The following is a 25,495-nucleotide window of genomic DNA, read 5'->3' as shown; positions in this document are numbered from 1 at the left end:
CTGGGGACTGTGCCTACAGTGTGAGGCTATCCTTCCATTAGAAAAAGCGAATGTTTTCGAACAATATCGTTCGGTCAGACTGAATAATGGGGTCCGGATGCTCGACGTACGCAAACTCCGCCTCCTCCGGGAGCTCAAGGTGCGCGGCACGGTGACCGGAGTCGCCGAGGCGCTCTCGTACAGCCCTTCGTCGGTCTCGCAGCAGCTCGCCGCCCTCGAGCGGGAGTCCGGCGTGCGCCTCCTCGTCAAAGTCGGTCGCCGCGTGCAGCTCACCCCGCAAGCCGAGATCCTCGTCGAGCACACCGCCGAGATCCTCGACCTGCTCGAGGAGGCGGAGGCCGAACTCGCCGCGTCGCTGACGACGGTCACCGGAGTGGTGCGCATCGCGGTGTTCCAATCGGCCGCGCACGCCGTCATCCCCCGGGCCCTGAGCATCCTGGCAGCCGAATATCCGGACCTTCGTGTCGAGGTCACGGAGCGCGAACCCGAGCTCGGCCTCTTCGAGGTCTCGGCCCGCGACTTCGATCTCGTGATCGCCGAGCAGTATCCCGGCAGCACCCGAGCGCTCCGACCCGACCTCGACCGCGTCGACCTCACGACCGACCGGATCCGCCTGGCGACCGCGGCGGCAAAGGGCGCGAGGATCGCGGCGGCCTCGCTCGCCGACACCGCCGACCTCCCCTGGGTGATGGAGCCCGAGGGAACGGCCGCGCGAACGTGGGCCGTGCAGTTGTGCCGCGCGTCCGGGTTCGAACCGGATGTGCGCTACGAGACCGCCGACCTGGTCGCGCACATCCGCCTCATCGGCTCGGGGAACGCGGTGGGTCTGCTCCCCGACCTGGTGTGGGCGGGCGACGAGCCGAGCGTGCGCGTGCTCGACCTTCCCGGATCTCCGCAGCGCACGATCTTCACCTCGGCCCGGCGCACCTCCGCGAGCCGCCCCGGCGTCGTCGCCTGCCGCGATGCCCTGGCCCGGGCCGTGGCGAGCGTGCGGCCCGTCGAAGTCCTAGGCTCGGAGGCATGACCGAAGCCTCCACAGCCGCCGCCGACAGCAGCACCGAGCCGACCCATGACGTCGTCATCGTCGGGGGCGGTCACAACGGGCTCACGGCGGCCGCCTACCTGGCGAAGGCGGGCCTCAGCGTCATCGTCCTCGAGCGGTTGGGCGTGGTCGGAGGGGCGGCAGTGAGCGCGCAGGCCTTCGACGGCGTCGACGCCTGGCTCTCGCGCTACTCCTACCTGGTCAGTCTGCTGCCCCAGCGCATCATCGACGATCTCGGGCTCCGCATCTCCCTCGCGCGCCGCCGGTACTCCTCCTACACGCCGGTGCCCGGCGACCCCGACGGCGCTGGTCTGCTGATCGACAACAACGATGCCGAGGCGACGTCCGCATCCTTCGCCCGAATCGGTGCCGCCGACGACGCCGAGGCGTTCACCCGGTTCTACGAATCCACCACCGAGCTCGCGCGCGCGCTCTGGCCGACCGTCACCGAACCGCTGCTCACCCGCAGTGAGGCGAAGGCGCTGGTCGGTGACGACGACCTCTGGCGGTCCGTGTTCGAACGCCCGATCGGCGAGCTGATCGAGTCACGGCTCACCAGCGACCTGGTGCGCGGTGTGGCGGCGACGGATGCGCTGATCGGCACGTTCGCGAGCGTCGACGACCCCGGGCTGGCCCAGAACGTCTGCTTCCTCTACCACGTGATCGGCGGCGGGACCGGAGATTGGGATGTGCCCGTCGGCGGGATGGGCACGGTCACGACCGAGCTCGCCCGTGTCGCGCGAGAGGCCGGCGCCCGCATCGTGACCGGCGCCGAGGTGACGAGCATCCAGGCCGACGGGACCGTGCGCTACGAGCGCAAGAAGCACGATCGCCGGGTCGTCGGGCGCCACGTGCTGGCGAACGTCGCCCCCGAGGTTCTCGATCTGCTCCTCGGCGAACAGCCCACTCCGCCCGAGCCACCCCGAGTCAGGGCCGAGGGCGCCCAGGTGAAGGTCAACCTCCTTCTCAAGCGACTCCCGAGGTTGCGCGACACCGATGTCGACCCGGCCGCAGCCTTCGGCGGGACGTTCCACATCAACGAGACCTACGCCCAACTCGAAGACGCCTACGCCGGCGCCGTGCGCGGGGTGATGGCGGAGCTGCTCCCCTGCGAGATCTACTGCCATTCGCTCACCGATCCGAGCATCCTCGACCCCGAGCTCGCCGCATCCGGCGCCCAGACCTTGACCGTGTTCGGACTGCACACCCCCGACCGCTGGCTGACCGAGGCGAACAACGACGCGACCCGCGAGCGCCTGCAGAAGTCGGTGCTCGCATCGCTCGACTCGGTACTCGCCGAACCCATCGAAGACCTCCTGCTGACCGATGCTGAGGGCCGGCCCTGCATCGAGACCAAGACCACCCGCGACCTGCAACTCGCCCTCAACATGCCAGGAGGGAACATCTTCCACGGTCCCCTCTCCTGGCCGTTCGCCGAGGACGACGACGAGCTCACCACGCCGGCGCAGCGCTGGGGCGTCGCCACCCGGCACCCGCGCATCCTTCTCTGCGGGGCGGGCGCGCGCCGTGGTGGGGCAGTCAGCGGGATCGGCGGCCACAACGCCGCGATGGCCGTGCTCGAGGGGTGAACTGAGAAGTCTCGCAGCTCTCGGCACTGCCGCATTCGACCCGACGTGACTAGTCTGAAGATCAGTGGGAGGTGCATCATGTTGCCACAACCGACAGGACGATTGGTCCGCAAAGACGACGGTGTCTACGTGGTCCTCGACCGGATCTTCAAGGCGCCGATCGAAGACGTCTGGTCCTATTTCTCGCGCTCTCCCCGACTGGCCGAATGGGTCGGCGAGTACACCGGCCGCCCCGCCACGGGGGCCGTCCGGTTCCGGATGAACGCCGAGGGCGACGAGACCGACTGGGAGAACGTCTCCATCCTCGAATGCGTGGCGCCCCACAAGTTCGCCGCAGATGTCGGCCCCGCCGGCGACTCGTGGCGGGTGTACTGGCACCTCACCGAATCGAGCGGCCACACGACGGTCACCTTCGCGCAGCGTCTGCGCTCACTGACGGAGGAAGCCGACGTCGGCGTCGGCTGGGACTACTATCTCGACCGCCTCATCGCTACCAGGGCGGGCAAGCCCATGCCCAACTGGGACGACTACTACCCGGCGATGCTCGAGCACTACGAGAACATCTGCCGCGAGGTCAACGCCGACGTGCGTAGAGAGCACGCGGCGGCGCACGCCATCGATCGGGACGCGACGGGCACAGACGGGCGCTGAGCGTGGACGGGCGCTGACGTGCGCCCCGCGCGGCTCAGTGCCAGCGGTGTTCCTGCAAGGTGATGCGCGGCCCGCGGCGTTCGAAGCGGTGCCCGGATGCGAGGATCAACCGGATCACACGCTGCCGGTGCCCGGTCCACGGCTCCAGGAGTTCGAGCATCCCCTCGTCGTCAACCCGTCGCCCGATGAGTGCCTCCCCCACGTAGTGCGCGAGGTGGTAGTCGCCGACGCTCACCGCATCCGGGTCGGCATGCGATCGCTGCAGTGTCTCGGCAGCAGTCCACACGCCGATTCCAGCGACCGTGCGCAGCTTGCCGGCGGCCACGGCGAGGTTCTCGGCCGCATCCGTCGCTCGTTCCAGCGACCCAGCCACGGCCATCGCCGACGCGACGGTCCGCGCGCGTCCTGGGTCCACGCCGGCTCGGTGCCACTCCCACGACGGGATGCCGCGCCACTGCTCGACGGTCGGCACCACACGCAGTCCCTCCGGAGCGGGCCCCGGCGCAACCTCCCCGTACCAGCGCACCAGCCGCGACCACGATCGGTACGCCTCGATGCTGGTCACCCGCTGTTCGATGACGGCGGGGACCAGCGCCTCCAGCATCCGCCCGGTGCGCATCAGCCTGAGCCCGGGGTTGCGCCGCCGGCTCTCGTGCAGCAGGGGCGTGCCGCGCACATCCAGGTCGCTCCAGTCGTCGCCGCGACCCAGCAGCCCCGGTACGGCGGCGATCGCCCAGTCCGCGCCCGGGCCCCACGCGGCCGCCTCGATCGAGCCGTCGCCGGCGGGGGTCAGGATGCGCAGGGTCGCCACGCCCTCCGGCGTGCGGAACGTGCGCCACACGCCGCGCGCATCCCACTTCGTCGTCGGATCGTGCGGACCCCGGCCGAGCATGCTGAGCGTGCCGTGCAGATCGACCGGCTCAGCCGGCGAGTACACCGTCGATGCGAACGGGAGCGGCGACACCCGTTCCACCGGTACGGCGGCGGGGATCGCGGTGCTCATGCAGGAATGCTACGTCAGTCCCCTGATCTTCCCGCGGGCCTTCCCACATGTCGGTGGACTCCAATACCCTCGGCCCATGGGATCAGCATTCGAAAGCGATGCCGTCGCGCGCCTGCGCGACGCCGTATCGGGAACTGTCTACCTGCGGGGCGATGACGGCCTCGCAGCCGAGGTCGCCTGCTTCGACCCGACCGTCATCCACGACCCCGAGGTCGTCGTGGCCGTCGCCACCGAGAACGACGTCGCCGAGGCCGTGCGATTCGCCGCCGAGAACGGCCTCCCCGTGCGCGTGCAAGCCACCGGCCACGGCTCTGAGCTACCGATCACCGACGGACTCATCATCTCCACCCGCGCGCTCGACCAGCTGCAGATCGACGGTGACACGGGGTTCGCCACGATCGGCGCCGGTCTCCGCTGGGCGCCGATCATCGCGGCCGCCGCCGAGTTCGGGCTCGCGCCGATCACCGGGTCGTCGTCGAGCGTCGGCGCCGTCGGCTACACCCTCGGGGGCGGGCTCGGCCCGCTCGCTCGAAGCCACGGTTTCACGGCCGACTGGGTGCGCGGGTTCCGGGTGGTGACCGCAGCGGGTGACATCGTCACGGCCGACGCCTCGACCAACCCCGAGCTGTTCTGGGCGCTTCGCGGCGGCAAGGGCGGCCTCGCCGTCGTCACCGAGATGACACTCGAACTCGTCCCGCTGCGCACGCTCTACGCCGGCAGCATCTTCTTCGAAGGGGATGCGGTCGAGCCGGCCTTCCGCGCGTGGATCGACTGGTCGGCCGGCCTGGCCGACGAGGCGACCACCTCCGCCGTCTTCCTGCAGGTCCCCGACGTCGAAGCCGCCCCACCGCCGTTGCGGGGACGCTTCGTGCTCAGCGTGCGCTTCGCCTACCCGGGCGACCCGGCAGAAGGCGAGAAGCTGTTCGCGCCGCTCCGCGCATCCGCGGCGGTGTACCTCGACTTCGTCGGTGAGATGCCGGCGGCCGCCGTCGCGAGCATTCACAACGACCCGGAGCAGGGCTCGGCGAGCTGGGTGCGGGGTCTGATGCTCGACTCGTTCGACCAGGAGGCCGGTCGAGCCATCTACGAACTCGTGAAGCCCGGCTCGGGTTCGCCGTTCCTCGCGGTCGAGGTGCGCCAGATCGGTGGCGCCACGGCTCGGGACACCTTCGACGGCACCGCGGTGGGCGGCCGGGAGAGCCGGTACACGCTCTCCACCATCGCCGGAGACCCGGCGACCTTCGCAGAACTCGCTCCCGCGCGCGCGGCCGCGATCAGCGAGGCGGTGGCCGACAAGATCTCGGCGACGACGAACGTGAACTGGTCTGTCGGGCTCGTCGAGAAGGCGGCGTTCGAGAAGACCTGGCCGCCCGCGGTATTCGACCGGCTCGCAGCCGACCGCGCCGAATGGGACCCGCAGCGGGTGTTCGCCTTCGGCCCGCAGTAGCGGTCAGACGCTCCGGTCAGTTGCTCCGGTCAGTCGCTCCACACGCTGGGCGCCTCGGCCCGCGTCGACGGAAGGGCAGCATCCGAACCCCAGTCGATCAGCCACTGGGGAATGGTGACATCCGTCGGCGCGGGACCGACCGCATCCAGCAGCTCCTGAATCGTGACGACGCCACCGCCCCGCTTCAGAAAACGACCGCGGATGAATGCCTGCGTGTAGATCTCGCCGTCGACGGTGAACCGCTGCTCGACGTAGACGGCCTTCTCGTCGAAACCGAGGATGCGCGACTCCACCACGAAGGGCTGCCACAACTCGAGCGACTTGCGGAAGGAGATCGTCTCCGATGCCACGACCGGATACCAGCCGCGCTTCTTGAAGATCGCCCAGACCCCCGTGCGGGTGAGCAGATCGAACCGTCCGACATCGGCGATCGACAGGTACACCCCGTTGTTCATGTGCTTGAGGATGTCGAGATCGGTGGGCAGCACGCGGAAACTCGTGCGGGCGACGTCCCAGTGCCCGAGTCGTCTCCCGAAGCGCGAAATCAGGGCGTGGAGCATCGTTCGAAAGATCATGTGCACCCGGTCATGCTAGCCATCCGCCAACGGCTTCTCACTTCCGTTGTGGGCAGCCTCCAAAGCCGACCGGCGCAGGCCCGACGTCCGTTGTGCGATGAGTCCGGGGGCGAAGCAGCGCACGCAACGGATGTCGCGACCGCCCGGTCGCCGAGATGCCGGTTTCTACCGATTCGAGGGCCCGAAAACGGTAGAAACTGGCATATCGGCGTCACCAACGACAAGCCGACGTTGCCGAGATGCTTCTACCGGCTGAGCGGCACTTCGAGGATGCTCACACCGGCCGGCGGTGCCGACAGCGCCTGATCGAGTTCGCCTTTTGTACGCGCAGTGCTGTAGCTCCAGCCGTAGGCTGCGGCGAGCGCCGCGAGGTCGACGCTCTGCGGCGTGTAGAGCACACGGTCGAACGCCTCCTGCGAGGTCGTCGACGCCACCTCGAGGCTGTCGAAGATCGTGCCGCCGCCGTCGTTCCCGACGATGACCTGCACGTGCGGACGCGGTTCGCCCGAGCCGAAGAGCAGAGAGCCGACGTCGTGGAGCAGCGTCAGGTCCCCGAGCAGCACTCGGGTCACTCCGGTTGCCGTGCCGGCCGCCTCGGCCGCGGCCTGACTCGCCAGCGCGATTCCGATCGACGTCCCGACGGTCCCGTCGATCCCGGCCAGCCCCCGATTGGCGTGCACACGGATCTTCTTCCCGGGAACGATCCGGTCGGCGTCGCGGATGAGGCGGGAGGCTCCGAAGACGAGGCGGTCGTGGGGCCACGTGTACCGCCACAGTGCTTCAGCAAGCAGCGGCCGGGTGATCGGCGCACGCACGGCGGCTAATTCGGCTCTCGCGAAAGCGAGCGCATCCGCCGGCTCGTACGATCGCGCCTTCTCGACATCGGGCGCGACCGCGCCGGGGTCCGCTTCGACCTCGGCCGCTTCGCTCAGGCGGCGGCTCGCGAACACCCAGCTCCCGACCCAGGCGCGCACCTCAGGCGATCGCAGGTCGACGGATGCGGGCGCCGTCACCCCGCCGACGATCCGCGCCCGCCGACCCGGGTTGTATGCCTGTACGCCGCTGGGTGCCACGACGACCGTTTCGACGTCGGCCCGCTCGAGGAGCGCCGGAACCTCTCGGCTGAGGGTCGGGTGACCGAAGACCACGGCTCGCTCGACCCGCGCGCCGAACGCGTCATCGCGCAGGAGCTCGCGATAGGCGACGACCAGGTTCGGCCCGAACCGCGCCCCGCTCGACACCTCGGCCAGCAACGGATACCCGCCTGCCCGCGCGAACTCTTCGGCGCTCTCGCCGGCATCTGCTCCGGCGATCACGATCGTCCGCGGCCCGTCGTCGAGCTGGATGCTGGACCGGCCGAGCACCTCGGGTCCGGCGATCCGCAGCGTCGCGACCGCATCCGCGTCCGCATCCCGCTCTGCAGTTCCGATCGCAGCCGCGATCTCCGGCACAGCCACCGAGAGCGGTGCCCGCAGCGCGACATTGAGATGCACGGGCCCCGGATCCGCCGAGTCCGCTCCGAGTGCAGCGCGAACGGCGGCCACCGCCAGGTGCCCCGCGGCTTCGCTCTCACCGTCGGCGCCGGTGGGCGCGGGAACGTCCACGGCGAGACGCGGTGCGACGCCGAACATCCCGGTCTGCTGCGTGGTCTGATTCGCACGGATGCCGTGGAGCTCTTCCGGCCGGTCGGACGTGATCACGATCATCGGGATCCCGGATTCGTGCGCTTCCAGCACCGCGGGGTGGAGGTTCGCGGTTGCGGTGCCGCTCGTGGTGATCACGACGGCCGGTCTTCCGCTCTCGCGGGCGAGTCCGAGGGCGAGAAAGCCCGAGACCCGTTCGTCGATCCGCACGTGCAGGCGCGCGGATCCCGATCGTTCGAGCTCGGCGGCGACCAGCGCCAGTGCCTGCGACCGTGATCCGGGGCTCACGACCAGGTCACGCACACCGGCGCGAACCAGGCCGCTCAGGAGCGCGATGGCATAGTCGGTGGCGGGGTTCCCCGTGCCGTCGTGCGCTTCGTGCGACTGTGCGCCGTCACCCATCCCGGCGGCCGGTGGTGGGGTCGTCTGGTCCGTCGTCGAGTTCGGAGAGCTCTTTCTCGAGCTGCCGGATGCGCTCTTCCTGCTCTTTGTCCTGGCCGAGGCGCTTCAGGAACTCGGGGTCGTCGTCCGGGGCTACCGACCGGCGCGCCTCTTGGTGGCGCCGCCTGCCGCGACCGATCGCGAACCAGAGCACGCCGCCGATGACGGGGAACAGGATGATGACCAGCAGCCAGATCGGCTTGGGGAGTCCGCGCACGCGCGAACGGTCGAAAAGGGCGCAGTCTGCCACGGAATAGATGTAGAACACCGCGGCTGCGACGCCGAGGACTATCCAGAGGCGAACCATATGTCAATCGTAACTCTCAGAGTGTGTCTCTAAGCTGGGAGGGTGAAAGGCATTCCCTCCTGGGTCACCTATTCGGTGCTCCGACTCCTCCTGTTCGCCGTCCCTCTGGCGATCATGCTCGTTCTGCGCATCGACTGGTGGATCGCCGTCATCGCGGCCGCTCTGATCGGCCTCTGCCTTTCCTACGTCGTGCTGCGCAAGCCGAGGGATGCTGTGGCTCGCGACCTCTACGCCGCCCGCCACCGCACCACCCCGACCACTACCGTCGACGACGACTCGGAGGACGCCGCGATCGACGCTGCGACCTCCGCGACCGAGAAGCCGACGTCACCGGACGCCAAGGGCTGACGTTAGGGCCGACGCCCGACCCTAGAACGCGTAGGCGGCTCCGAGTGCGATCGCGACGAGCAGCCCGGTCAGGCTGGTCAGCTGCAACGCGGTCACCAGTTCGCGCGGAGTCTTGGCGAACAGCGTGATCGCGCACGCGGGCAGTGCCGCGAGCAGGGCGAAGAAGCCGAGCCAGGCGATCGGGTAGAACAGCGCCATCAGAGCGAGAATGCCGAACGGCACCAGCAGGAACACGCAGAACACGATGCGTGAGGCGACGTTGCCGAGGAGCACGGCCAACGTGCGCTTGCCGGCCGCCTTGTCCGGCGCGATGTCGCGGATGTTGTTGACCATCAGCACGGCGCAGGCGATGAGACCGGCGATGACCGACCCGTACCAGGCTTCCTGGTTGACCACTCCAGCGAGCATGTAGGTCGTGCCGGCGGTCGCCACGATCCCGAAGAAGACGAACACGAACACTTCGCCGAGCCCGAAGTACCCGTACGGGCGTTTGCCGCCGGTGTAGAACCAGGCCGCCGCAATCGCCGCGGCCCCGACGAGCAGCACCCACCAGTGCTGCGTGAGCAGCACGAGAACGAGGCCGGCAACCGCTCCCAGCCCGAAGAAGACCAGCGCGACGGTCAGCACCCGCTTGGGCGCGGCGCGACCGGAGCCGGTCAGGCGGCTCGGCCCGACGCGGTACTTGTCGGTGCCGCGCACTCCGTCGGAGTAGTCGTTCGCGTAGTTCACTCCGATCTGGAGGCACACCGCCACCGCGAGGCAGAGCAGCGCCCGAACGGGATGCCACACGCCCGCGCCGTCGGCCACCTTGGCTGCGCCCACGCCGATGATCACGGGAGCGATGGCGAGCGGGAGGGTGCGAAGTCGCGCTCCGGCGATCCAGTCGGAGGCGGTGGCCGGCTTGACCTTGGTCTTCGCCGAGCCCGGCCGTCCGCTCTTGCCGTTGCGTGCGCGCTGCTGCGCAGGCGACATCCGCTGCATCCGTGGCTTGTTCTGACTCATCACAGTGCGAATTGTAACGACCCCGGCTATGCGATTCTCGTCGGGCCCGCCGCGCCCGCGGCGAGTCTGGCGATCGCGAGACGGTCCGGCTTGCCGCTGCTCAACATCGGCAGGCTCGTCACGGCGACGACCCGCGCGGGCGCCGCCGCGCGGCCCACACGTCGGGCGACGAACTCCCGCACGTCGGCGAGCGAGCGATCGGGCGTGCCCCCGTCGACCACAACGACAGGAACCTGCCCCCATTCGTCGTCGTCGGCAGCCACCACGACCGCGTGCCCGAAGCCCTCCAGCGCGCGCACCGCCCGCTCGACCTCGTCGAGCAGGACCTTCTCACCGCCGGAGATGATCACGTTGTCAGCTCGCCCCAGCACGACGACCCGTCCGTCCCCTGCCACCCGGCCGAGGTCACCGGTGCGATACCAGCGGATCCCGTCCGCCTCGTGGAATGCCGCTGTGGTGCGCTCGGGGTCACCGAGGTAGCCCTCCGCGAGCACCGGCCCCCCGATCTCGAGACTGCCCCCGACCTCGCGCACGACGGTCGCCCCGATCGGCCGCCCGTCGTACACGCAGCCTCCCGCAGTCTCACTCGAACCGTACGTGCCCAGGATGTGCGCACCCAGCCGCTCGGCCCGCTCCCGTATCGCGTCGCCCAGCGCCTGCCCCCCGACGAGGATCCCGTCGAATCGCCGCAGAGCCTCCGCCACCCCGGTCGCCCCGGCTTCCGCCGCGTCGACGAGTCTGGCCAGCTGCACCGGCACCAGGGAGACGAAGCGGAGATCGTGCGTCGACTCCGCGGCGAGCGCCGAAAACGCCACCGGATCGAAATGCTCCTGGCCGTAGTAGAGCGGTTCCGTCTCGGCGGCGATCGAGCGCACGAGCACCTGGGCTCCCGCGACGTAGTGCGTCGGCAGCGCGAGGATCCATTGCCCCTGTCCACCCATCGCACCCGCCGAGGCCGCGGCACTGGCGAGCAGCGCATCCGCCGACAGCGCCACCCGCTTCGGAACACCGGTCGAGCCCGACGTCTCGATCACCAGCGCCACACTCTGTGCAACCGTCGCTTCCGGCACGGGCCACACGCTCGGCCCTTCACCATCACGACCGCGCGCGGCACCACGACCGCCGCCGGCCGATGCCAGAGCACCTCCAGCCGATGGGTCTCGCGGTACCACCGCGGGCCCGCCACCGCCCAGCGCTTCGCGCAGTGCGCGGAAGACCTCATCCGGCCGGTTCGATGGGACGACGCGAACGCCTCGGGTCATCAGCGCGCCACCACGCTCAGTACTGCCACGGGAACGGCGACCAGTCCGGTTCCCGCTTCTCGAGGAAGGAATCGCGCCCCTCGACGGCCTCATCCGTTCCGTAGGCCAGACGCGTCGCCTCACCCGCGAACACCTGCTGCCCGACCAGCCCGTCGTCCACCGCGTTGAAGGCGAACTTCAGCATCCGGATGGCCGTCGGTGATTTGGTCAGGATCTCGCCCGCCCACTCCAGCGCAGTCTTCTCGAGCTCCGCGTGCGGAACCACGGCATTCACAGCCCCCATCTCGTAGGCACGTTGCGCTGAATACTCGCGCGCCAGGAAGAACACCTCCCGCGCGAGCTTCTGGCCGATCTGGCGAGCGAAGTAGGCACTTCCGTAGCCCGCGTCGAACGAACCGACATCGGCGTCCGTCTGCTTGAATCGCGCGTGCTCGGCGCTCGCGATGGTGAGGTCGCAGACGACGTGAAGTGAGTGGCCACCGCCGGCCGCCCATCCCGGCACCACCGCGATGACCACCTTGGGCATGAACCGGATGAGTCGCTGCACCTCGAGAATATGCAGCCGACCACTGCGCGCGGCGTCGATGCCTGTCGCGGTCTCACCCTCGGAGTACTTGTAGCCGTCGCGGCCCCGGATGCGCTGGTCGCCGCCCGAACAGAACGCCCAGCCACCGTCTTTCGGGCTGGGCCCGTTGCCGGTCAGCAGCACGACCCCGATGCGTGGATTGGTGCGGGCGTCTTCGAGCGCCGCATAGAGTTCGTCGACGGTGTGCGGGCGGAAGGCATTGCGGACCTCCGGCCGGTTGAACGCCACCCGAGCGACGCGCCCGGCCACGTCGTGGTGATAGGTGATGTCGGTCACACCCTCGAACCCGGGAACCGCTCGCCACGCACTCGCATCGAAGATGTCTGAAACTGCCTTTGCCATGCCACCAGACTACGGTTCAGCAGACCCCGGCGAACCGGCCGTGCCAGACTTGTGAGATGTTGCCCGAGCTTGCCGACCTGTGGAGGAACGCACGCGTCGTCGCGCTTCCGATGCGCACCCGATTCCGCGGAATCACCCTCCGGGAGGCGGCGCTCTTCGAAGGCCCGCAGGGCTGGACGGAGTTCTCCCCCTTCGTCGAGTACGACGACGAGGAATCCGCGGCGTGGCTGCACGCTGCGATCGACTTCGGCTGGCGGGAGTGCCCGACGCCGCACCGGGACCGCATACCCGTGAACGCGACCATCCCCGCTGTTCCCGCAGCCGAGGTCGACGCGATCCTGGAGCGCTATCCAGGGGCTCGCACGGCAAAAGTGAAGGTCGCTGAATCAGGTCAGACACTGGCGGACGATGTCGCCCGCGTGCGGGCGGTGCGCGAACACCTGGGACCTGAGGGCCGCATCCGGATCGACGCCAACGCGCTGTGGAACGTCGACGAGGCCGAGCACGCCATCCACGCCCTCGCCTCGTTCGACCTCGAGTATGTCGAACAGCCGTGCGCGACCGTCGAGGAGCTCGTCGAGATCCGCAGACGAACCTCGTACATGGACGTGCCGATCGCAGCCGATGAGAGCGTCCGCAAGGCCGCCGACCCCCTCGCGGTGGCACGTGCCGGTGCGGCCGACATCCTCATCGTGAAGGCTCAGCCACTCGGCGGAATCCACTCCGCCCTCCGGATCATCGGCGAGACAGGGCTTCCCGTCGTCGTCTCGAGCGCCATCGACACCTCGGTCGGCATCGCGATGGGCGCCCATCTCGCCGCGGCCGTCCCGGCCCTGGACTACGACTGCGGGCTTGGCACGGCAGCGATGTTCGTGCACGACGTCACCGACGAGCCGTTGCTCCCCGTCGATGGCTCGATCCCGGTCGCCCGCCCATCGGTGTCGGATGCTCGGCTCGACGCCCTCGCCGTCACGGCCGACCGGCGAGACTGGTGGCTCGACCGGATCCGCCGGTGCTACCGCGTCGTCGAACGGTCGACCGCGCTCTGATCCTCAGCTGTACAGGCGCTCCGGTACCTCGAGTCCGTAGATCGCGCGACCCGAGTTCCAGATGACGGCGCAGGCCGCGCGCAGCAGATTCAGCTCGGACGATCCCTCGGCCACGATCTCGACGTCGTTGCCGGCGATGCGCACGGTCGCGTCACCGACGGTCGCGGTCGAACCGTCCTTCGAGAAGGCCGTCGTCGGATACTCCTCGGTGAGACCCCGCAGGTCTTCGAGGATGTACGTCGGGCGGGAGTTCGCATCCGCTGCGATGAGCTGTTTTGCCCGGTCGATCCCGGTCAGCACGAGCACGGAATCGATACCGGCCCGGTTGGCTCCGAGAATGTCTGTGTCGAGTCGGTCCCCGATGAACAATGGATTCTTCGCACCGAACCGCGACACGGCCTCCTCGAAGATCGCCACCTCGGGCTTGCCTGCGACGAGCGGCAACCGGCCGATCGCCGTGTGGACAGCAGACACGAGCGTGCCGTTGCCCGGCGCGATTCCCCGAGCCACCGGAATGGTCCAGTCGGTGTTCGTGGCAACCCACGGCCGTTCGCTTTCGCTGCGCCCCTGCAGGGCGAAGGAGGCTTCCGCGAGCTGCGTCCACCCGACCTCCGGGGCGAACCCCTGAATGACGGCGGCCGGCTCGTCATCGGCGGAACGGGTGACCGTGAACCCGCCTTTCTGAACCTCGTCGACCAGACCGTCGCCGCCGACCACGAGGATCTTGGCGCCGGGCGGAACATGCTGTGCCAGCAGCCGAACGGCCGCTTGCGGGGATGTAACCACATCAGACGGTTTCACTCTCAACCCCAGTTCGGTGAGATGTGAAGCGACGGATGCGTCGGTGCGCGAGGCGTTGTTGGTGATGTACCCGACGCGCACGCTCTCACCCAGGCCGTTGAGGCTCTCCACCGCATGATCGATCGCGGCCGCACCTTTGTACACGACCCCGTCGAGGTCGGCCAGAACCAGGTCCACGCCATCGAGCGGTGTCACGGCTTTAGCGTTCCGTCGAAACAGTGCCATCGGATGCGTCACTCCCGTCCTCATCGTCGTTGTCGCCTTCTGCGCTTTCGTCGTCGCCGATGTCCACGCTGTCCTCGCCGTCGACATCGAAGATCTCGAACTCCTCCTCCACGACATCGACCGTCTCGTGCTCGTCGACATTCAGGGCAGCACCGATGGCTTCCTCGGCCCGCGCCGCTCGACCTCGCCACGTTTCCGCGAGTTCTTCGCGGCCGAGCTCCTCGAGCACGTCGGCATATGCGTGGAACAGGTCGGGGCTCCAGCTGAACGCCCGGTTCGGGTCGAGCTGCGGGATCTCGAGTTCGGCCAGTGCGGCTTCATTCTGTCCCAGGTCGAGGCGCGCACCGGACATCGCGATGGCCAGGGAGACCTGCACCTCGTTCGGTAGGGTACTGCGATCGACGGAACGACCCAGCTCGAGCGCGCGATCGGCTCGGCCGACGCCCCGCTCACTGTCCACCATCAGCGGCAGCTGGTCGTTCGAGCCCGAGATGCGACGGTAGGTTCGCAGCTCACGCAGCGCGAGTGCGAAGTCGCCGGTCGCATAAGCGGTGATCGCGAGGGTCTCCCGCACGACGCCGATCCTGCCCGCGCGTCGAGCCGCGGACGTCGCATGCTGGTGCGCCAGCTCAGGATCCTCGTCGATCAGTCGAGCAGCCATCACCAGGTGCTGTGCCACCCAGTCCGCGTTCTCCTTGCTGAGGGTCTTCAGCTCGATGCGCGCGCCCTTGTCGAGGTCGCGCGGTTCGACGTCGGCGGGGACGTCGGGATCGTCGTGCCGGGTCCGAACGGACCGCAGCTCGCGCGCCATCCGCTCCTCTTCAGTGAGCTCACGCTCGTGGTCACGCGCATCGCGATCGCCTCGAGCCGGCCTGCCCTCGCGGGTCCACAACTTCTCGTCGCGTGCGCCACGACCGCCACCCGGTCGCTGGCCGCCACCGGTGGCTCCAGTCCCGGCGCCGGCGCGTCCCTTGTCGCGATCGTAGCCACCGCGCTTCTGGTCATCTCGGCCTTGGCCATCACGGCCACGACTCCCCGAAGCACCTCGGTACCCGCCCGACCGTTCCGCATCGCGGGGGGCCCCGGCACCCCGGTATCCACCGGACCGCTCACCATCCCGCGGGGCACGTGCACCGTCGCGAGGCGCACGCGCACCGTCACGAGGGGCGCCGGCACTCCGGTATCCACCCGAGCGTTCGCCGTCGCGCGGGGCTCCTCCGGCGCGATAGCCGCCGGAGCGCTGACCATCCCGAGGAGCACTGTCGCGCCCACGACCGGATGCGCCCTGGCTGTCACGGGGATGCGCGCCCCGCCCGCCGGACTGGCCGTCACGCGAGCCCGCACCTGAACTCGAACCGCGGGGATTCTTACCGCCCTGACCACGTTCGTCGCTTCCGGAGCCACCGCGTCCCTGCTGCCCGCCGGTCGGTGGGCGGCCATGCTCGCCACGACGATCGCCCGCGCCGTCTTTGCGTGCGTCCCGACCGCGTTCGCGCTTGTCGTTCTGGTCGTCTGCCGGTGTATCGCTCACGACTGCTCCTGTTGGTGGTGGGCACAACGTGCTCAGCCTACGACGATGCCTCATGAAGTCGACACGGTGTTGAACGCGCTGTGGTGTTGTGGTCGCTCAACAAGCAGTGTCGCGCACTGTCCTGTATTGCGATTGTGCTGTTAAACGCGAAATGGCCACCCAAAGCTGGGTGGCCATTTCACAAAAGAAGTCCGGCGGTGTCCTACTCTCCCACAGGGTCCCCCCTGCAGTACCATCGGCGCAGAGAGTCTTAGCTTCCGGGTTCGGAATGTAACCGGGCGTTTCCCTCTCGCTATGGCCGCCGAAACACTATTGATGTATCAAAGTGAACGAACAATCATCACGATTGTTTCAGTTCTCGACCGTACATCGAGAACCACATAGTGGACGCAAGCATTCTCATGGCCCCTCATACCAGCCTTACAACAGTATGAGAGTAATGATTATCAAATTATCGGCTTATTAGTACCGGTCAGCTCCATGGGTCTTTAGTCCCCACTTCCACATCCGGCCTATCAACCCAGTAGTCTAGCTGGGAGCCTCTCGCCCGAAGGCATGGAAATCTCATCTCAAGGCCGGCTTCCCGCTTAGATGCTTTCAGCGGTTATCCATCCCGAACGTAGCTAATCAGCGGTGCTCCTGGCGGAACAACTGACACACCAGAGGTTCGTCCAACCCGGTCCTCTCGTACTAGGGTCAGATCCTTTCAAATTTCCTACGCGCGCAGCGGATAGGGACCGAACTGTCTCACGACGTTCTAAACCCAGCTCGCGTACCGCTTTAATGGGCGAACAGCCCAACCCTTGGGACCTACTCCAGCCCCAGGATGCGACGAGCCGACATCGAGGTGCCAAACCATGCCGTCGATATGGACTCTTGGGCAAGATCAGCCTGTTATCCCCGAGGTACCTTTTATCCGTTGAGCGACAGCGCTTCCACAAGCCACTGCCGGATCACTAGTCCCGACTTTCGTCCCTGCTCGACTTGTCAGTCTCACAGTCAAGCTCCCTTGTGCACTTACACTCGACACCTGATTGCCAACCAGGTTGAGGGAACCTTTGGGCGCCTCCGTTACTTTTTGGGAGGCAACCGCCCCAGTTAAACTACCCACCAGGCACTGTCCCTGAACCGGATTACGGTTCTAAGTTAGATATCCAGAGTGACCAGAGTGGTATTTCAACAATGACTCCACCGACACTAGCGTGCCAGCTTCAAAGTCTCCCACCTATCCTACACAAGCCACACCGAACACCAATACCAAGCTGTAGTAAAGGTCACGGGGTCTTTCCGTCCTGCTGCGCGTAACGAGCATCTTTACTCGTAGTGCAATTTCGCCGAGTTCGCGGTTGAGACAGCTGGGAAGTCGTTACGCCATTCGTGCAGGTCGGAACTTACCCGACAAGGAATTTCGCTACCTTAGGATGGTTATAGTTACCACCGCCGTTTACTGGGGCTTAAATTCTGAGCTTCGCCGAAGCTAACCCTTCCTCTTAACCTTCCAGCACCGGGCAGGCGTCAGTCCGTATACATCGTCTTGCGACTTAGCACGGACCTGTGTTTTTAGTAAACAGTCGCTTCCCACTGGTCTCTGCGGCCTTCAAACGCTTCCGGAGTAAATCCGTACACGCCTCAGGCCCCCCTTCTCCCGAAGTTACGGGGGCATTTTGCCGAGTTCCTTAACCACGATTCTCTCGATCTCCTTGGTATTCTCTACCTGACCACCTGAGTCGGTTTGGGGTACGGGCGGCTTGAACCTCGCGTCGATGCTTTTCTTGGCAGCATAGGATCACCGATTTCGTCAATTAAGACTACCCATCGCGCCTGGCCCTTATGTGAGGGACGGATTTGCCTATCCCTCGGGTTACACGCTTAGACCGGGACAACCATCGCCCGGCTCGGCTACCTTCCTGCGTCACACCTGTTAATACGCTAGCCGCACCAGCATAGGGTCGTGTGCTAGGCCCACTCGTCTAGGCCCGAAGGCTTCGATCAAGGGGATTCAGACACTTAGCATTACTGGATTAGCTTGGGCGGTTCTTCGCCGGTACGGGAATATCAACCCGTTGTCCATCGACTACGCCTGTCGGCCTCGCCTTAGGTCCCGACTTACCCAGGGCGGATTAGCCTGGCCCTGGAACCCTTGGTCTTTCGGAGGACGGGTTTCTCACCCGTCTTTCGCTACTCATGCCTGCATTCTCACTCGTGTGGCCTCCACGGCTGGTTTACACCGCCGCTTCGCTGGCCACACGACGCTCTCCTACCCATCAACACGGCTGGACCACGAAGGCCTACCAATAATGTCAATGCCACAACTTCGGTGGCGTGCTTGAGCCCCGTTACATTGTCGGCGCGGAATCACTTGACCAGTGAGCTATTACGCACTCTTTCAAGGGTGGCTGCTTCTAAGCCAACCTCCTGGTTGTCTGTGCAACTCCACATCCTTTCCCACTTAGCACGCGCTTTGGGACCTTAGTTGGTGGTCTGGGTTGTTTCCCTCTCGACGATGAAGCTTATCCCCCACCGTCTCACTGCTGCGCTCTCACTTACCGGCATTCGGAGTTTGGCTGACGTCAGTAACCTTTTGGGGCCCATCGGCCATCCAGTAGCTCTACCTCCGGCAAGAAACACGCAACGCTGCACCTAAATGCATTTCGGAGAGAACCAGCTATCACGAAGTTTGATTGGCCTTTCACCCCTATCCACAGCTCATCCCCTCAGTTTTCAACCTAAGTGGGTTCGGTCCTCCACGACGTCTTACCGTCGCTTCAACCTGGCCATGGATAGATCACTTCGCTTCGGGTCTAGGACATGCGACTGAATCGCCCTATTCAGACTCGCTTTCGCTACGGCTACCCCTCACGGGTTAACCTCGCCACATATCGCTAACTCGCAGGCTCATTCTTCAAAAGGCACGCTGTCACCCCTACAAGGAGGCTCCAACGGTTTGTAAGCAAACGGTTTCAGGTACTATTTCACTCCCCTCCCGGGGTACTTTTCACCTTTCCCTCACGGTACTTGTCCGCTATCGGTCATCTGGGAGTATTTAGGCTTATCAGGTGGTCCTGACGGATTCACACGGGATTTCTCGGGCCCCGTGCTACTTGGGATACTCTTCGCGCCATTGGAACATTTCGACTACGGGGTTGGCACCCTCTATGACTGGCCTTTCAATGCCATTCGTCTATATTCCTTTGTAACGCTCGCTGTTCGGCAGAATCAGCAGAAAAGTCCCGCAACCCCGACCATGCAACGCCTGCCGGCTATCACACATGATCGGTTTAGCCTCTTCCGGTTTCGCTCGCCACTACTAACGGAATCGCTTTTGCTTTCTCTTCCTGTGGGTACTGAGATGTTTCACTTCCCCACGTTCCCTCTACCCGCCCTATATATTCAGGCGGGAGTCACTGGGTCACCTTACGGGCCCAGCGGGGTTTCCCCATTCGGAAATCCTCGGATCAAAGTTCGTTTATCAACTCCCCGAGGCTTATCGCAGATTACTACGTCCTTCTTCGGCTCCAGATGCCAAGGCATCCACCGTTTGCTCTTAGAAATTTGAAATCACATGAGTTTGAATCGATTCTTCACATCTCAAAAGAGATGAAGGAAAAATTGACCAATGATCTAAATAAATCAGATCTTTGTGATCCGAGACTCGAAAGTCTCGAATCTAAGATGCTCGCGTCCACTGTGTAGTTCTCAAAGTACGGGCGGTACCCTTTCCATCGGCAAGTGATGCCGACAAGAAAAGGTCCAGAGGTCCAGTTCTCATCCATGTGGACGAGGCCCGGTCCCTCAGGACCCAACAGCGTGCTGTGCAGTGCTTCCGAGTTCAAAGCTTTCCTACTCCGGAGAGCGTACTTACTTCGAGCCGTTCAGCTCCGCACCATGTCAATGTTCCACCCATGAGCTACCGGCTGAGACATTCGCTCAGATCCGGCGCCTGGACACTCCGAAGAGTGCCAGATGCTCCTTAGAAAGGAGGTGATCCAGCCGCACCTTCCGGTACGGCTACCTTGTTACGACTTAGTCCTAATCACCGATCCCACCTTCGACGGCTCCTTCCACAAGGGTTAGGCCACCGGCTTCGGGTGTTACCGACTTTCATGACTTGACGGGCGGTGTGTACAAGGCCCGGGAACGTATTCACCGCAGCGTTGCTGATCTGCGATTACTAGCGACTCCGACTTCATGAGGTCGAGTTGCAGACCTCAATCCGAACTGAGACCGGCTTTTTGGGATTCGCTCCACCTTACGGTATTGCAGCCCTTTGTACCGGCCATTGTAGCATGCGTGAAGCCCAAGACATAAGGGGCATGATGATTTGACGTCATCCCCACCTTCCTCCGAGTTGACCCCGGCAGTCTCCTATGAGTTCCCACCATTACGTGCTGGCAACATAGAACGAGGGTTGCGCTCGTTGCGGGACTTAACCCAACATCTCACGACACGAGCTGACGACAACCATGCACCACCTGTTTACGAGTGTCCAAAGAGTTGACCATTTCTGGCCCGTTCTCGTATATGTCAAGTCTTGGTAAGGTTCTTCGCGTTGCATCGAATTAATCCGCATGCTCCGCCGCTTGTGCGGGCCCCCGTCAATTCCTTTGAGTTTTAGCCTTGCGGCCGTACTCCCCAGGCGGGGAACTTAATGCGTTAGCTGCGACACGGAGACCGTGGAATGGTCCCCACATCTAGTTCCCAACGTTTACGGCGTGGACTACCAGGGTATCTAATCCTGTTCGCTCCCCACGCTTTCGCTCCTCAGCGTCAGTTACGGCCCAGAGATCTGCCTTCGCCATCGGTGTTCCTCCTGATATCTGCGCATTCCACCGCTACACCAGGAATTCCAATCTCCCCTACCGCACTCTAGTCTGCCCGTACCCACTGCAGGCCCGAGGTTGAGCCTCGGGTTTTCACAGCAGACGCGACAAACCGCCTACGAGCTCTTTACGCCCAATAATTCCGGACAACGCTTGCACCCTACGTATTACCGCGGCTGCTGGCACGTAGTTAGCCGGTGCTTTTTCTGCAGGTACCGTCACTTTCGCTTCTTCCCTACTAAAAGAGGTTTACAACCCGAAGGCCGTCGTCCCTCACGCGGCGTTGCTGCATCAGGCTTGCGCCCATTGTGCAATATTCCCCACTGCTGCCTCCCGTAGGAGTCTGGGCCGTGTCTCAGTCCCAGTGTGGCCGGTCACCCTCTCAGGCCGGCTACCCGTCGTAGGCTTGGTGGGCCGTTACCTCACCAACTACCTGATAGGCCGCGAGTCCATCCTTGACCGAAATTCTTTCCACGCACAGGAGATGCCTCCGTGCGTCATATCCGGTATTAGCTTCCGTTTCCGGAGGTTATCCCAGAGTCAAGGGCAGGTTACTCACGTGTTACTCACCCGTTCGCCACTAATCCCCTAGAGCAAGCTCCAGGTTCATCGTTCGACTTGCATGTGTTAAGCACGCCGCCAGCGTTCGTCCTGAGCCAGGATCAAACTCTCCGTAAATGTTTGATTGCTCGAAGCGCAAGCGCTTCGGCACATCTAGTGCTTCGGGCCACCGGAATGGGTGGCACCTCGGCAAGTTTGAAACTGACAGAACAAATCATTACTGACTTGCTTTGTTGTTTTAATCTGTTTCCAAAGGAATCTCTTACCTAGCCGAAGCTAAGTGTCGAGGTTTTTGGCATTTGACATGTGCACGCTGTTGAGTTCTCAAGGATCGGACGCTCCCAGTTTCTGACCTCTCGGCCGTCTCTCTGGGGCAACTTCTCTACCTTACCACTCTCAGTCAGTTTGTCAAGTCGGCCGTTTCGCGTTATCGCGGCGGCCCATTCTGGACGCAACCGTTTCACACGATCCGAGTCGGTTAGACCTGCTCAGTGAGTGGGGTTTATATCCTACGCATTCCGGGCGCGCTTCATCAAGTGAAGTTTGCCGTTAAGCTTAGGATTCGGTCCCGCTTGAGGCCGGGGAGCTCTTCGGCTCTCCCGCACCTTTGGGGTGACAAGTAAGTACTTTACGCAGGTCCCCAGGGGCTCGCAAATCCGGCTCGCAGCCCGGGCGTGTCGCAGGGTGTCACCCGCGGAATCACGCGGATTTTGCCACTCGATGCCAGTCACAGCCCCGATCCCGCGGAAACGAAAGAGAGCGCGTGATCATCACGCGCTCTCTCGGGTACCGCTTTCTCGGCTTGTCGGACTACAGACCCGAGTACGCGTGCAGCCCCTTGAAGAAGACGTTCACGATGCCGAAGTTGAACATCACGGCGGAGAAGCCGATGATCGCGAGCCAGGCCGAACGGGAACCGCGCCAACCGCGCGTTGCACGCGCGTGGATGTAACCGGCGTAGATCACCCAGATGATGAACGTCCAGACTTCCTTCGTGTCCCAACCCCAATAGCGACCCCATGCCTTCTCGGCCCAGACGGCGCCGGCGATCAGGGTGAAGGTCCAGGCGATGAAGCCGAAGATGTTCACCCTGTACGCGAGGTTCTCCAGTGTCTTCGCCGTCGGCAAGGTCGCGAGGAACTTGAACTGCTGCGGAACGGACTCCGCCACTTGACGTTCTCGACGACTCTGCAGCAGCTGCAGTCCGGAGAGGGCGAAGCCCAGTGCGAAGAACGCCGTGCCCAGCACGGCCACGATGATGTGCAGCACCAGCCAGTACGACTGCAAGGCCGGCTGCAGAGGAACCACCGGTACGTAGTACCGCACCAGGGCTATGCCGAGCAGGATGAGCACCAGCCCGAGCACGAAGGTGCCGAGGTACTTGAGGTCGAGCTTCAGGTTCACGACGAGGAAGACACCGATGATGACGAGGGTCCCCGTCATCGAGAACTCCCACATGTTGGCCCACGGCACCCGGTCGGCCGCTATACCGCGCAGCACCGTCGCGGCGAGGTGGAACGCGAACCCGACGATCGTGATGATGAACGCCGCCCGCATGCTGAACGAGAGCGGTCCGCCGTTCGTGACCTCGTCTTCGACGCGCGACGTGATCCGTGAGCTCAGCCTGGTGAGGGTCGCTGTCGCTCCACGACCTGATGAGGCATCGCCTCCGCCGGCGGATGCCTCGGTGGTCAGGACCGTGGGCGGCGCTGCGGAGGCGGACTGCGCATCCGTTCGCCGGGCCACTGCACTCGGGACGACGGCCGCTTCTTCGGCGGTCGCCCTCGCGCCTCGTCGGGCCAGATCGAGCGCGAACGCGATGAATGCGAGAACGTACACGCCCATGGCCGCGTAGATGAAGACGGTTGAGAGCTGAGCTAGGAGGTCAGTCACGGTGCAAGCCTAAGTGCTTTCTGTCCGGGTGCGTACTGGTGTTCGGGCGAGAGCCGCCGCGTGCTGTTCGGCTATCCCGGCGACGGCGGCTTCGAGGTTCGGGTCTTCGCCTCGGGCGAGGCCGGCGTACTCGAGAGTGACCGTGCCGTCGTCGTTCGTCACGGCCTTGACCCAGATGCGGCGGCGCGGAACGAACAGCGACGCCAACAGGCCGCCGAGGATCAGGATCGCGCACAGCAGCACCCAGCCCTGCGCCGGGTCGTGGTGGATATCGAGCCCCACGTAGCGCTTGACCCCGTCGACGGTCACCGACCCCAGACCGTTCGGCAGCTGCACCGTCTGCCCCGGAGCGATCTCGAGCGATGCGGTCTTCGTGCCCGGACCCGCCACCTGCTTCAGCTTGTCGGTATTGAGGCTGTAGACGTTCTGCGGGACGCCCTGGTCGAGACCCAGGTCGCCGACGTAGACGTTGAGCGTGACGAGCGGGTCACGGAGTCCGGGGAAGATCGAAGTCATGGCGCCGGCGGCGGTCTGGCTCTGCCCCTTGGTGGGATAGAAGAAGCCGGTCATGCCCACCTGCTCGGCGAGCCCATCCGGAACCTTGACCGTTCCGACCGAGGTGTTGTTGGGGTCCTGCACGATGAACGGCACCGAGTCCTGGAACGCGATGTTGCCCTGCGGATCGCGCACCGTGATCGTCGGCGCATACCCGTTGCCGAGTAGGTAGACGCTCGTGCCGCCGATCTCGAGCGGGTCGTTGACCTTGATCGTCTCCGGCCTCGGAGATTCGCCCGGCTCGGTCGCGGTGACGTGAGCGGTGTAGTCGAGCGGGGTGCCGATGGCGTTCTTGTTCTTCGTCTCGTACTTCACGTCGAGCTGGTCGACCCGGATCGAGAACGGCGACAGAGAAGCGTCGGAGAAGAACCTGCCCGGGTTGAACGTGTTGTACGACGGGATGCTGTTGACGAACGTCTGACCGACGACGACGATCTTCTGACCGGTGAACCCGAATCCACCGCCGAATCCGACCGCGAAGAGCACCCCGACGAGCGCTGTGTGGAACACGAGGTTGCCGGTCTCGCGGAGGTAGCCGCGCTCCGCCGAGACCGATGTGGATTTCGCGTCCTGATACAAGGCGACACGGTAGCCGGCCTTGCGGAGCAGGTCACGCGCTGCGCCGATCGGCTCGGGGCCGTCGGCAGCGCGATCGGCGGGGAGGAGCCGGGCTCGGAAGCCCGCCATCCGGGTCAGCCTGAACGGTGTGCGTGGCGGTTGTGCGCGCAAGGCGTCGAAGTGGTGCTTGGTGCGCGGGATGATGCACCCGATGAGCGAGACGAACAGCAGCAGATAGATGGCCGAGAACCACGCCGAGGTGTAGACGTCGAACGCCTGAAGCTTGTCGAGGAAGGGCGCGAGGTCGGGGTGGTCGTTGAAGTACTGGACCACACCGTTCGGGTCGGAGCTGCGCTGCGGGACCAGCGAACCGGGAACGGCCGCGATCGCGAGCAGCAGCAGGAGGAACAGCGCGGTGCGCATGCTCGTGAGCTGGCGCCAGAGGAAGCGCAGCCAGCCGACGAATCCGAGCTTGGGCTGGACGATGTCGGGATCTTCACGCGGCGGCGCGGAGTCGATGTGATCAGAGGGCCGGCTCAAAACCTGTGATCACCGCCAAGAACTGGGACATGAGATCGCTCCAGAGGCCGGTCGCCATCAGGATTCCGATGATGACGAGCAGGACGCCTCCGATGATGTTGATGGCACGGATGTGCCGCTTGAGGAAGGCCACCGATCCGGCGACCCAGTCGAAGCCCAGGGCGACGAGCAGGAAGGGGATCCCGAGACCGATGCAGTAGAAGAGTCCGAGCAGCGCTCCTCGCCAGGGCGAACCCGAACCGACGCTGAGAGCGCTGATCGCGGCGAGCGTCGGGCCGATGCACGGCGTCCAGCCGAGACCGAAGACGATGCCGAGCAGCGGGGCGCCGATGAGCCCGGTGGCGGGACGCCACGTCGGCTTGATCGTGCGCTGGAAGAACGAGAACTGGCCGATGAACACCAGACCCATCACGATGACGAGCACGCCCAGAATGCGGATGACGACATCCTGCCAGCGCACGAGCCACAGCCCGAGTGCGCCGAACGCTGCGCCATATGCGATGAACACCACGGCGAAACCGAGGATGAACAGTGCGACGCCGGTCAGCAGCCGGGAGCGGTCGCGCTTCGCACCCGGGTCGCTGAAACCGCCGACGTAGGCCAGGTAGCCGGGCACGAGCGGGAGCACGCACGGCGACGCGAACGACACGAGCCCGGCGAGTACCGCGATGGGCAACGCGAGGAACAGCTGCCCACTGAACACGATCTCTCCGACGCTGCCCAC

Annotated in this window: 19 protein-coding genes and 3 rRNA genes; 7 read left to right on the top strand and 15 right to left on the bottom strand. The window is 65.2% G+C overall.

Going from position 1 to position 25,495, the window contains the following annotated elements:
* Nucleotides 1-97: 97 nt before the first annotated feature.
* The 3 genes from ACFVV0_RS02960 (at nt 98) to ACFVV0_RS02950 (ending at nt 3,282) form a co-directional block, all read left to right on the top strand.
* Nucleotides 98-1,024: a LysR family transcriptional regulator gene (locus ACFVV0_RS02960; protein ID WP_387057993.1), complete on the top strand. Its 927-nt coding sequence runs from the start codon at nt 98-100 to the stop codon at nt 1,022-1,024.
* Complete coding sequence (locus ACFVV0_RS02955; RefSeq protein WP_387057990.1) at nt 1,021-2,631, top strand: phytoene desaturase family protein; 1,611 nt, start codon at nt 1,021-1,023, stop codon at nt 2,629-2,631. The genes ACFVV0_RS02960 and ACFVV0_RS02955 overlap by 4 nt, the downstream gene beginning before the upstream one ends.
* Nucleotides 2,632-2,709: 78 nt before the next feature.
* Complete coding sequence (locus ACFVV0_RS02950) at nt 2,710-3,282, top strand: SRPBCC domain-containing protein (protein WP_387057988.1); 573 nt, start codon at nt 2,710-2,712, stop codon at nt 3,280-3,282.
* A 34-nt stretch (nt 3,283-3,316) separates the two neighbouring features.
* On the opposite strand, the gene ACFVV0_RS02945 is transcribed toward ACFVV0_RS02950, so the two are convergent.
* Complete coding sequence (locus ACFVV0_RS02945) at nt 3,317-4,285, bottom strand: DNA-3-methyladenine glycosylase family protein (RefSeq protein ID WP_387057985.1); 969 nt, start codon at nt 4,283-4,285, stop codon at nt 3,317-3,319.
* A gap of 76 nt (nt 4,286-4,361) precedes the next feature.
* Between ACFVV0_RS02945 and ACFVV0_RS02940 the strand changes: the two genes are divergently transcribed.
* Nucleotides 4,362-5,732, top strand: a complete 1,371-nt coding sequence (locus ACFVV0_RS02940; protein ID WP_387057983.1) for an FAD-binding oxidoreductase — start codon at nt 4,362-4,364, stop codon at nt 5,730-5,732.
* Nucleotides 5,733-5,761: 29 nt separating this feature from the next.
* Here ACFVV0_RS02940 and ACFVV0_RS02935 read toward each other — a convergent pair whose 3' ends face one another.
* The 3 genes from ACFVV0_RS02935 to ACFVV0_RS02925 all read right to left on the bottom strand — a co-directional run bounded on the left by ACFVV0_RS02935 (nt 5,762) and on the right by ACFVV0_RS02925 (nt 8,698).
* A complete protein-coding gene (locus ACFVV0_RS02935; RefSeq protein ID WP_387057980.1) occupies nt 5,762-6,307 on the bottom strand; it encodes a thioesterase family protein in 546 nt (181 codons plus the stop codon).
* A gap of 245 nt (nt 6,308-6,552) precedes the next feature.
* On the bottom strand, nt 6,553-8,352 hold the full coding sequence (gene menD / locus ACFVV0_RS02930) for a 2-succinyl-5-enolpyruvyl-6-hydroxy-3-cyclohexene-1-carboxylic-acid synthase (RefSeq protein WP_387057977.1): 1,800 nt from the start codon (nt 8,350-8,352) through the stop codon (nt 6,553-6,555).
* Entirely contained in the window at nt 8,345-8,698 is a 354-nt protein-coding gene (locus tag ACFVV0_RS02925) for a PLD nuclease N-terminal domain-containing protein (RefSeq protein WP_387057974.1), read from the bottom strand. Before ACFVV0_RS02925 ends, menD begins: the two co-directional genes overlap by 8 nt.
* A 42-nt stretch (nt 8,699-8,740) precedes the next feature.
* Here ACFVV0_RS02925 and ACFVV0_RS02920 point away from each other — a divergent pair, with 42 nt between their 5' ends.
* Complete coding sequence (locus tag ACFVV0_RS02920) at nt 8,741-9,046, top strand: DUF4229 domain-containing protein (RefSeq protein ID WP_387057971.1); 306 nt, start codon at nt 8,741-8,743, stop codon at nt 9,044-9,046.
* Nucleotides 9,047-9,067: 21 nt separating this feature from the next.
* On the opposite strand, the gene ACFVV0_RS02915 is transcribed toward ACFVV0_RS02920, so the two are convergent.
* The 3 genes from ACFVV0_RS02915 to ACFVV0_RS02905 are packed head-to-tail and all read right to left on the bottom strand — an operon-like array spanning nt 9,068 to nt 12,238.
* A complete protein-coding gene (locus ACFVV0_RS02915) occupies nt 9,068-10,048 on the bottom strand; it encodes a 1,4-dihydroxy-2-naphthoate polyprenyltransferase (RefSeq protein WP_387057968.1) in 981 nt (326 codons plus the stop codon).
* Between the two features lie 26 nt (nt 10,049-10,074).
* Nucleotides 10,075-11,310, bottom strand: a complete 1,236-nt coding sequence (locus ACFVV0_RS02910) for an AMP-binding protein (protein WP_387057965.1) — start codon at nt 11,308-11,310, stop codon at nt 10,075-10,077.
* 16 nt (nt 11,311-11,326) lie between these two features.
* The gene (locus tag ACFVV0_RS02905; RefSeq protein ID WP_387057962.1) at nt 11,327-12,238 is read right to left on the bottom strand and encodes a 1,4-dihydroxy-2-naphthoyl-CoA synthase; all 912 of its coding nucleotides are present in this window, start codon (nt 12,236-12,238) and stop codon (nt 11,327-11,329) included.
* 56 nt (nt 12,239-12,294) lie between these two features.
* Here ACFVV0_RS02905 and ACFVV0_RS02900 point away from each other — a divergent pair, with 56 nt between their 5' ends.
* Entirely contained in the window at nt 12,295-13,287 is a 993-nt protein-coding gene (locus ACFVV0_RS02900; protein WP_387057959.1) for an o-succinylbenzoate synthase, read from the top strand.
* A 3-nt stretch (nt 13,288-13,290) separates the two neighbouring features.
* On the opposite strand, the gene ACFVV0_RS02895 is transcribed toward ACFVV0_RS02900, so the two are convergent.
* Nucleotides 13,291-14,313, bottom strand: a complete 1,023-nt coding sequence (locus tag ACFVV0_RS02895) for an HAD-IIA family hydrolase (RefSeq protein WP_387057956.1) — start codon at nt 14,311-14,313, stop codon at nt 13,291-13,293.
* Complete coding sequence (locus ACFVV0_RS02890) at nt 14,288-15,124, bottom strand: hypothetical protein (protein WP_387057953.1); 837 nt, start codon at nt 15,122-15,124, stop codon at nt 14,288-14,290. The genes ACFVV0_RS02895 and ACFVV0_RS02890 overlap by 26 nt, the downstream gene beginning before the upstream one ends.
* Between ACFVV0_RS02890 and ACFVV0_RS02885 the strand changes: the two genes are divergently transcribed.
* Nucleotides 15,089-15,661, top strand: a complete 573-nt coding sequence (locus tag ACFVV0_RS02885) for a hypothetical protein (protein ID WP_387057950.1) — start codon at nt 15,089-15,091, stop codon at nt 15,659-15,661. The genes ACFVV0_RS02890 and ACFVV0_RS02885 overlap by 36 nt on opposite strands.
* Nucleotides 15,662-16,033: 372 nt before the next feature.
* Here ACFVV0_RS02885 and rrf read toward each other — a convergent pair.
* The 6 genes from rrf to ACFVV0_RS02855 all read right to left on the bottom strand — a co-directional run bounded on the left by rrf (nt 16,034) and on the right by ACFVV0_RS02855 (nt 25,495).
* Nucleotides 16,034-16,150 (bottom strand): 5S ribosomal RNA (gene rrf / locus ACFVV0_RS02880).
* Nucleotides 16,151-16,286: 136 nt separating this feature from the next.
* Nucleotides 16,287-19,402: ribosomal RNA gene (locus tag ACFVV0_RS02875) — 23S ribosomal RNA — on the bottom strand.
* A gap of 416 nt (nt 19,403-19,818) precedes the next feature.
* Nucleotides 19,819-21,342: ribosomal RNA gene (locus ACFVV0_RS02870) — 16S ribosomal RNA — on the bottom strand.
* Together the 16S, 23S and 5S rRNA genes form the textbook arrangement of a ribosomal RNA operon.
* Nucleotides 21,343-22,035: 693 nt before the next feature.
* Nucleotides 22,036-23,118: a c-type cytochrome biogenesis protein CcsB gene (ccsB, locus tag ACFVV0_RS02865; RefSeq protein WP_387057947.1), complete on the bottom strand. Its 1,083-nt coding sequence runs from the start codon at nt 23,116-23,118 to the stop codon at nt 22,036-22,038.
* Between the two features lie 9 nt (nt 23,119-23,127).
* Nucleotides 23,128-24,771: a cytochrome c biogenesis protein ResB gene (locus ACFVV0_RS02860; protein WP_387057944.1), complete on the bottom strand. Its 1,644-nt coding sequence runs from the start codon at nt 24,769-24,771 to the stop codon at nt 23,128-23,130.
* Complete coding sequence (locus ACFVV0_RS02855) at nt 24,755-25,495, bottom strand: cytochrome c biogenesis CcdA family protein (RefSeq protein WP_387057941.1); 741 nt, start codon at nt 25,493-25,495, stop codon at nt 24,755-24,757. The genes ACFVV0_RS02860 and ACFVV0_RS02855 overlap by 17 nt, the downstream gene beginning before the upstream one ends.

This window comes from Leifsonia sp. NPDC058230, from assembly GCF_042882245.1.
In the GTDB taxonomy this organism is placed as follows: Bacteria; Actinomycetota; Actinomycetes; order Actinomycetales; family Microbacteriaceae; genus Leifsonia.
This window is presented reverse-complemented; position numbering and strand designations above follow the sequence as displayed.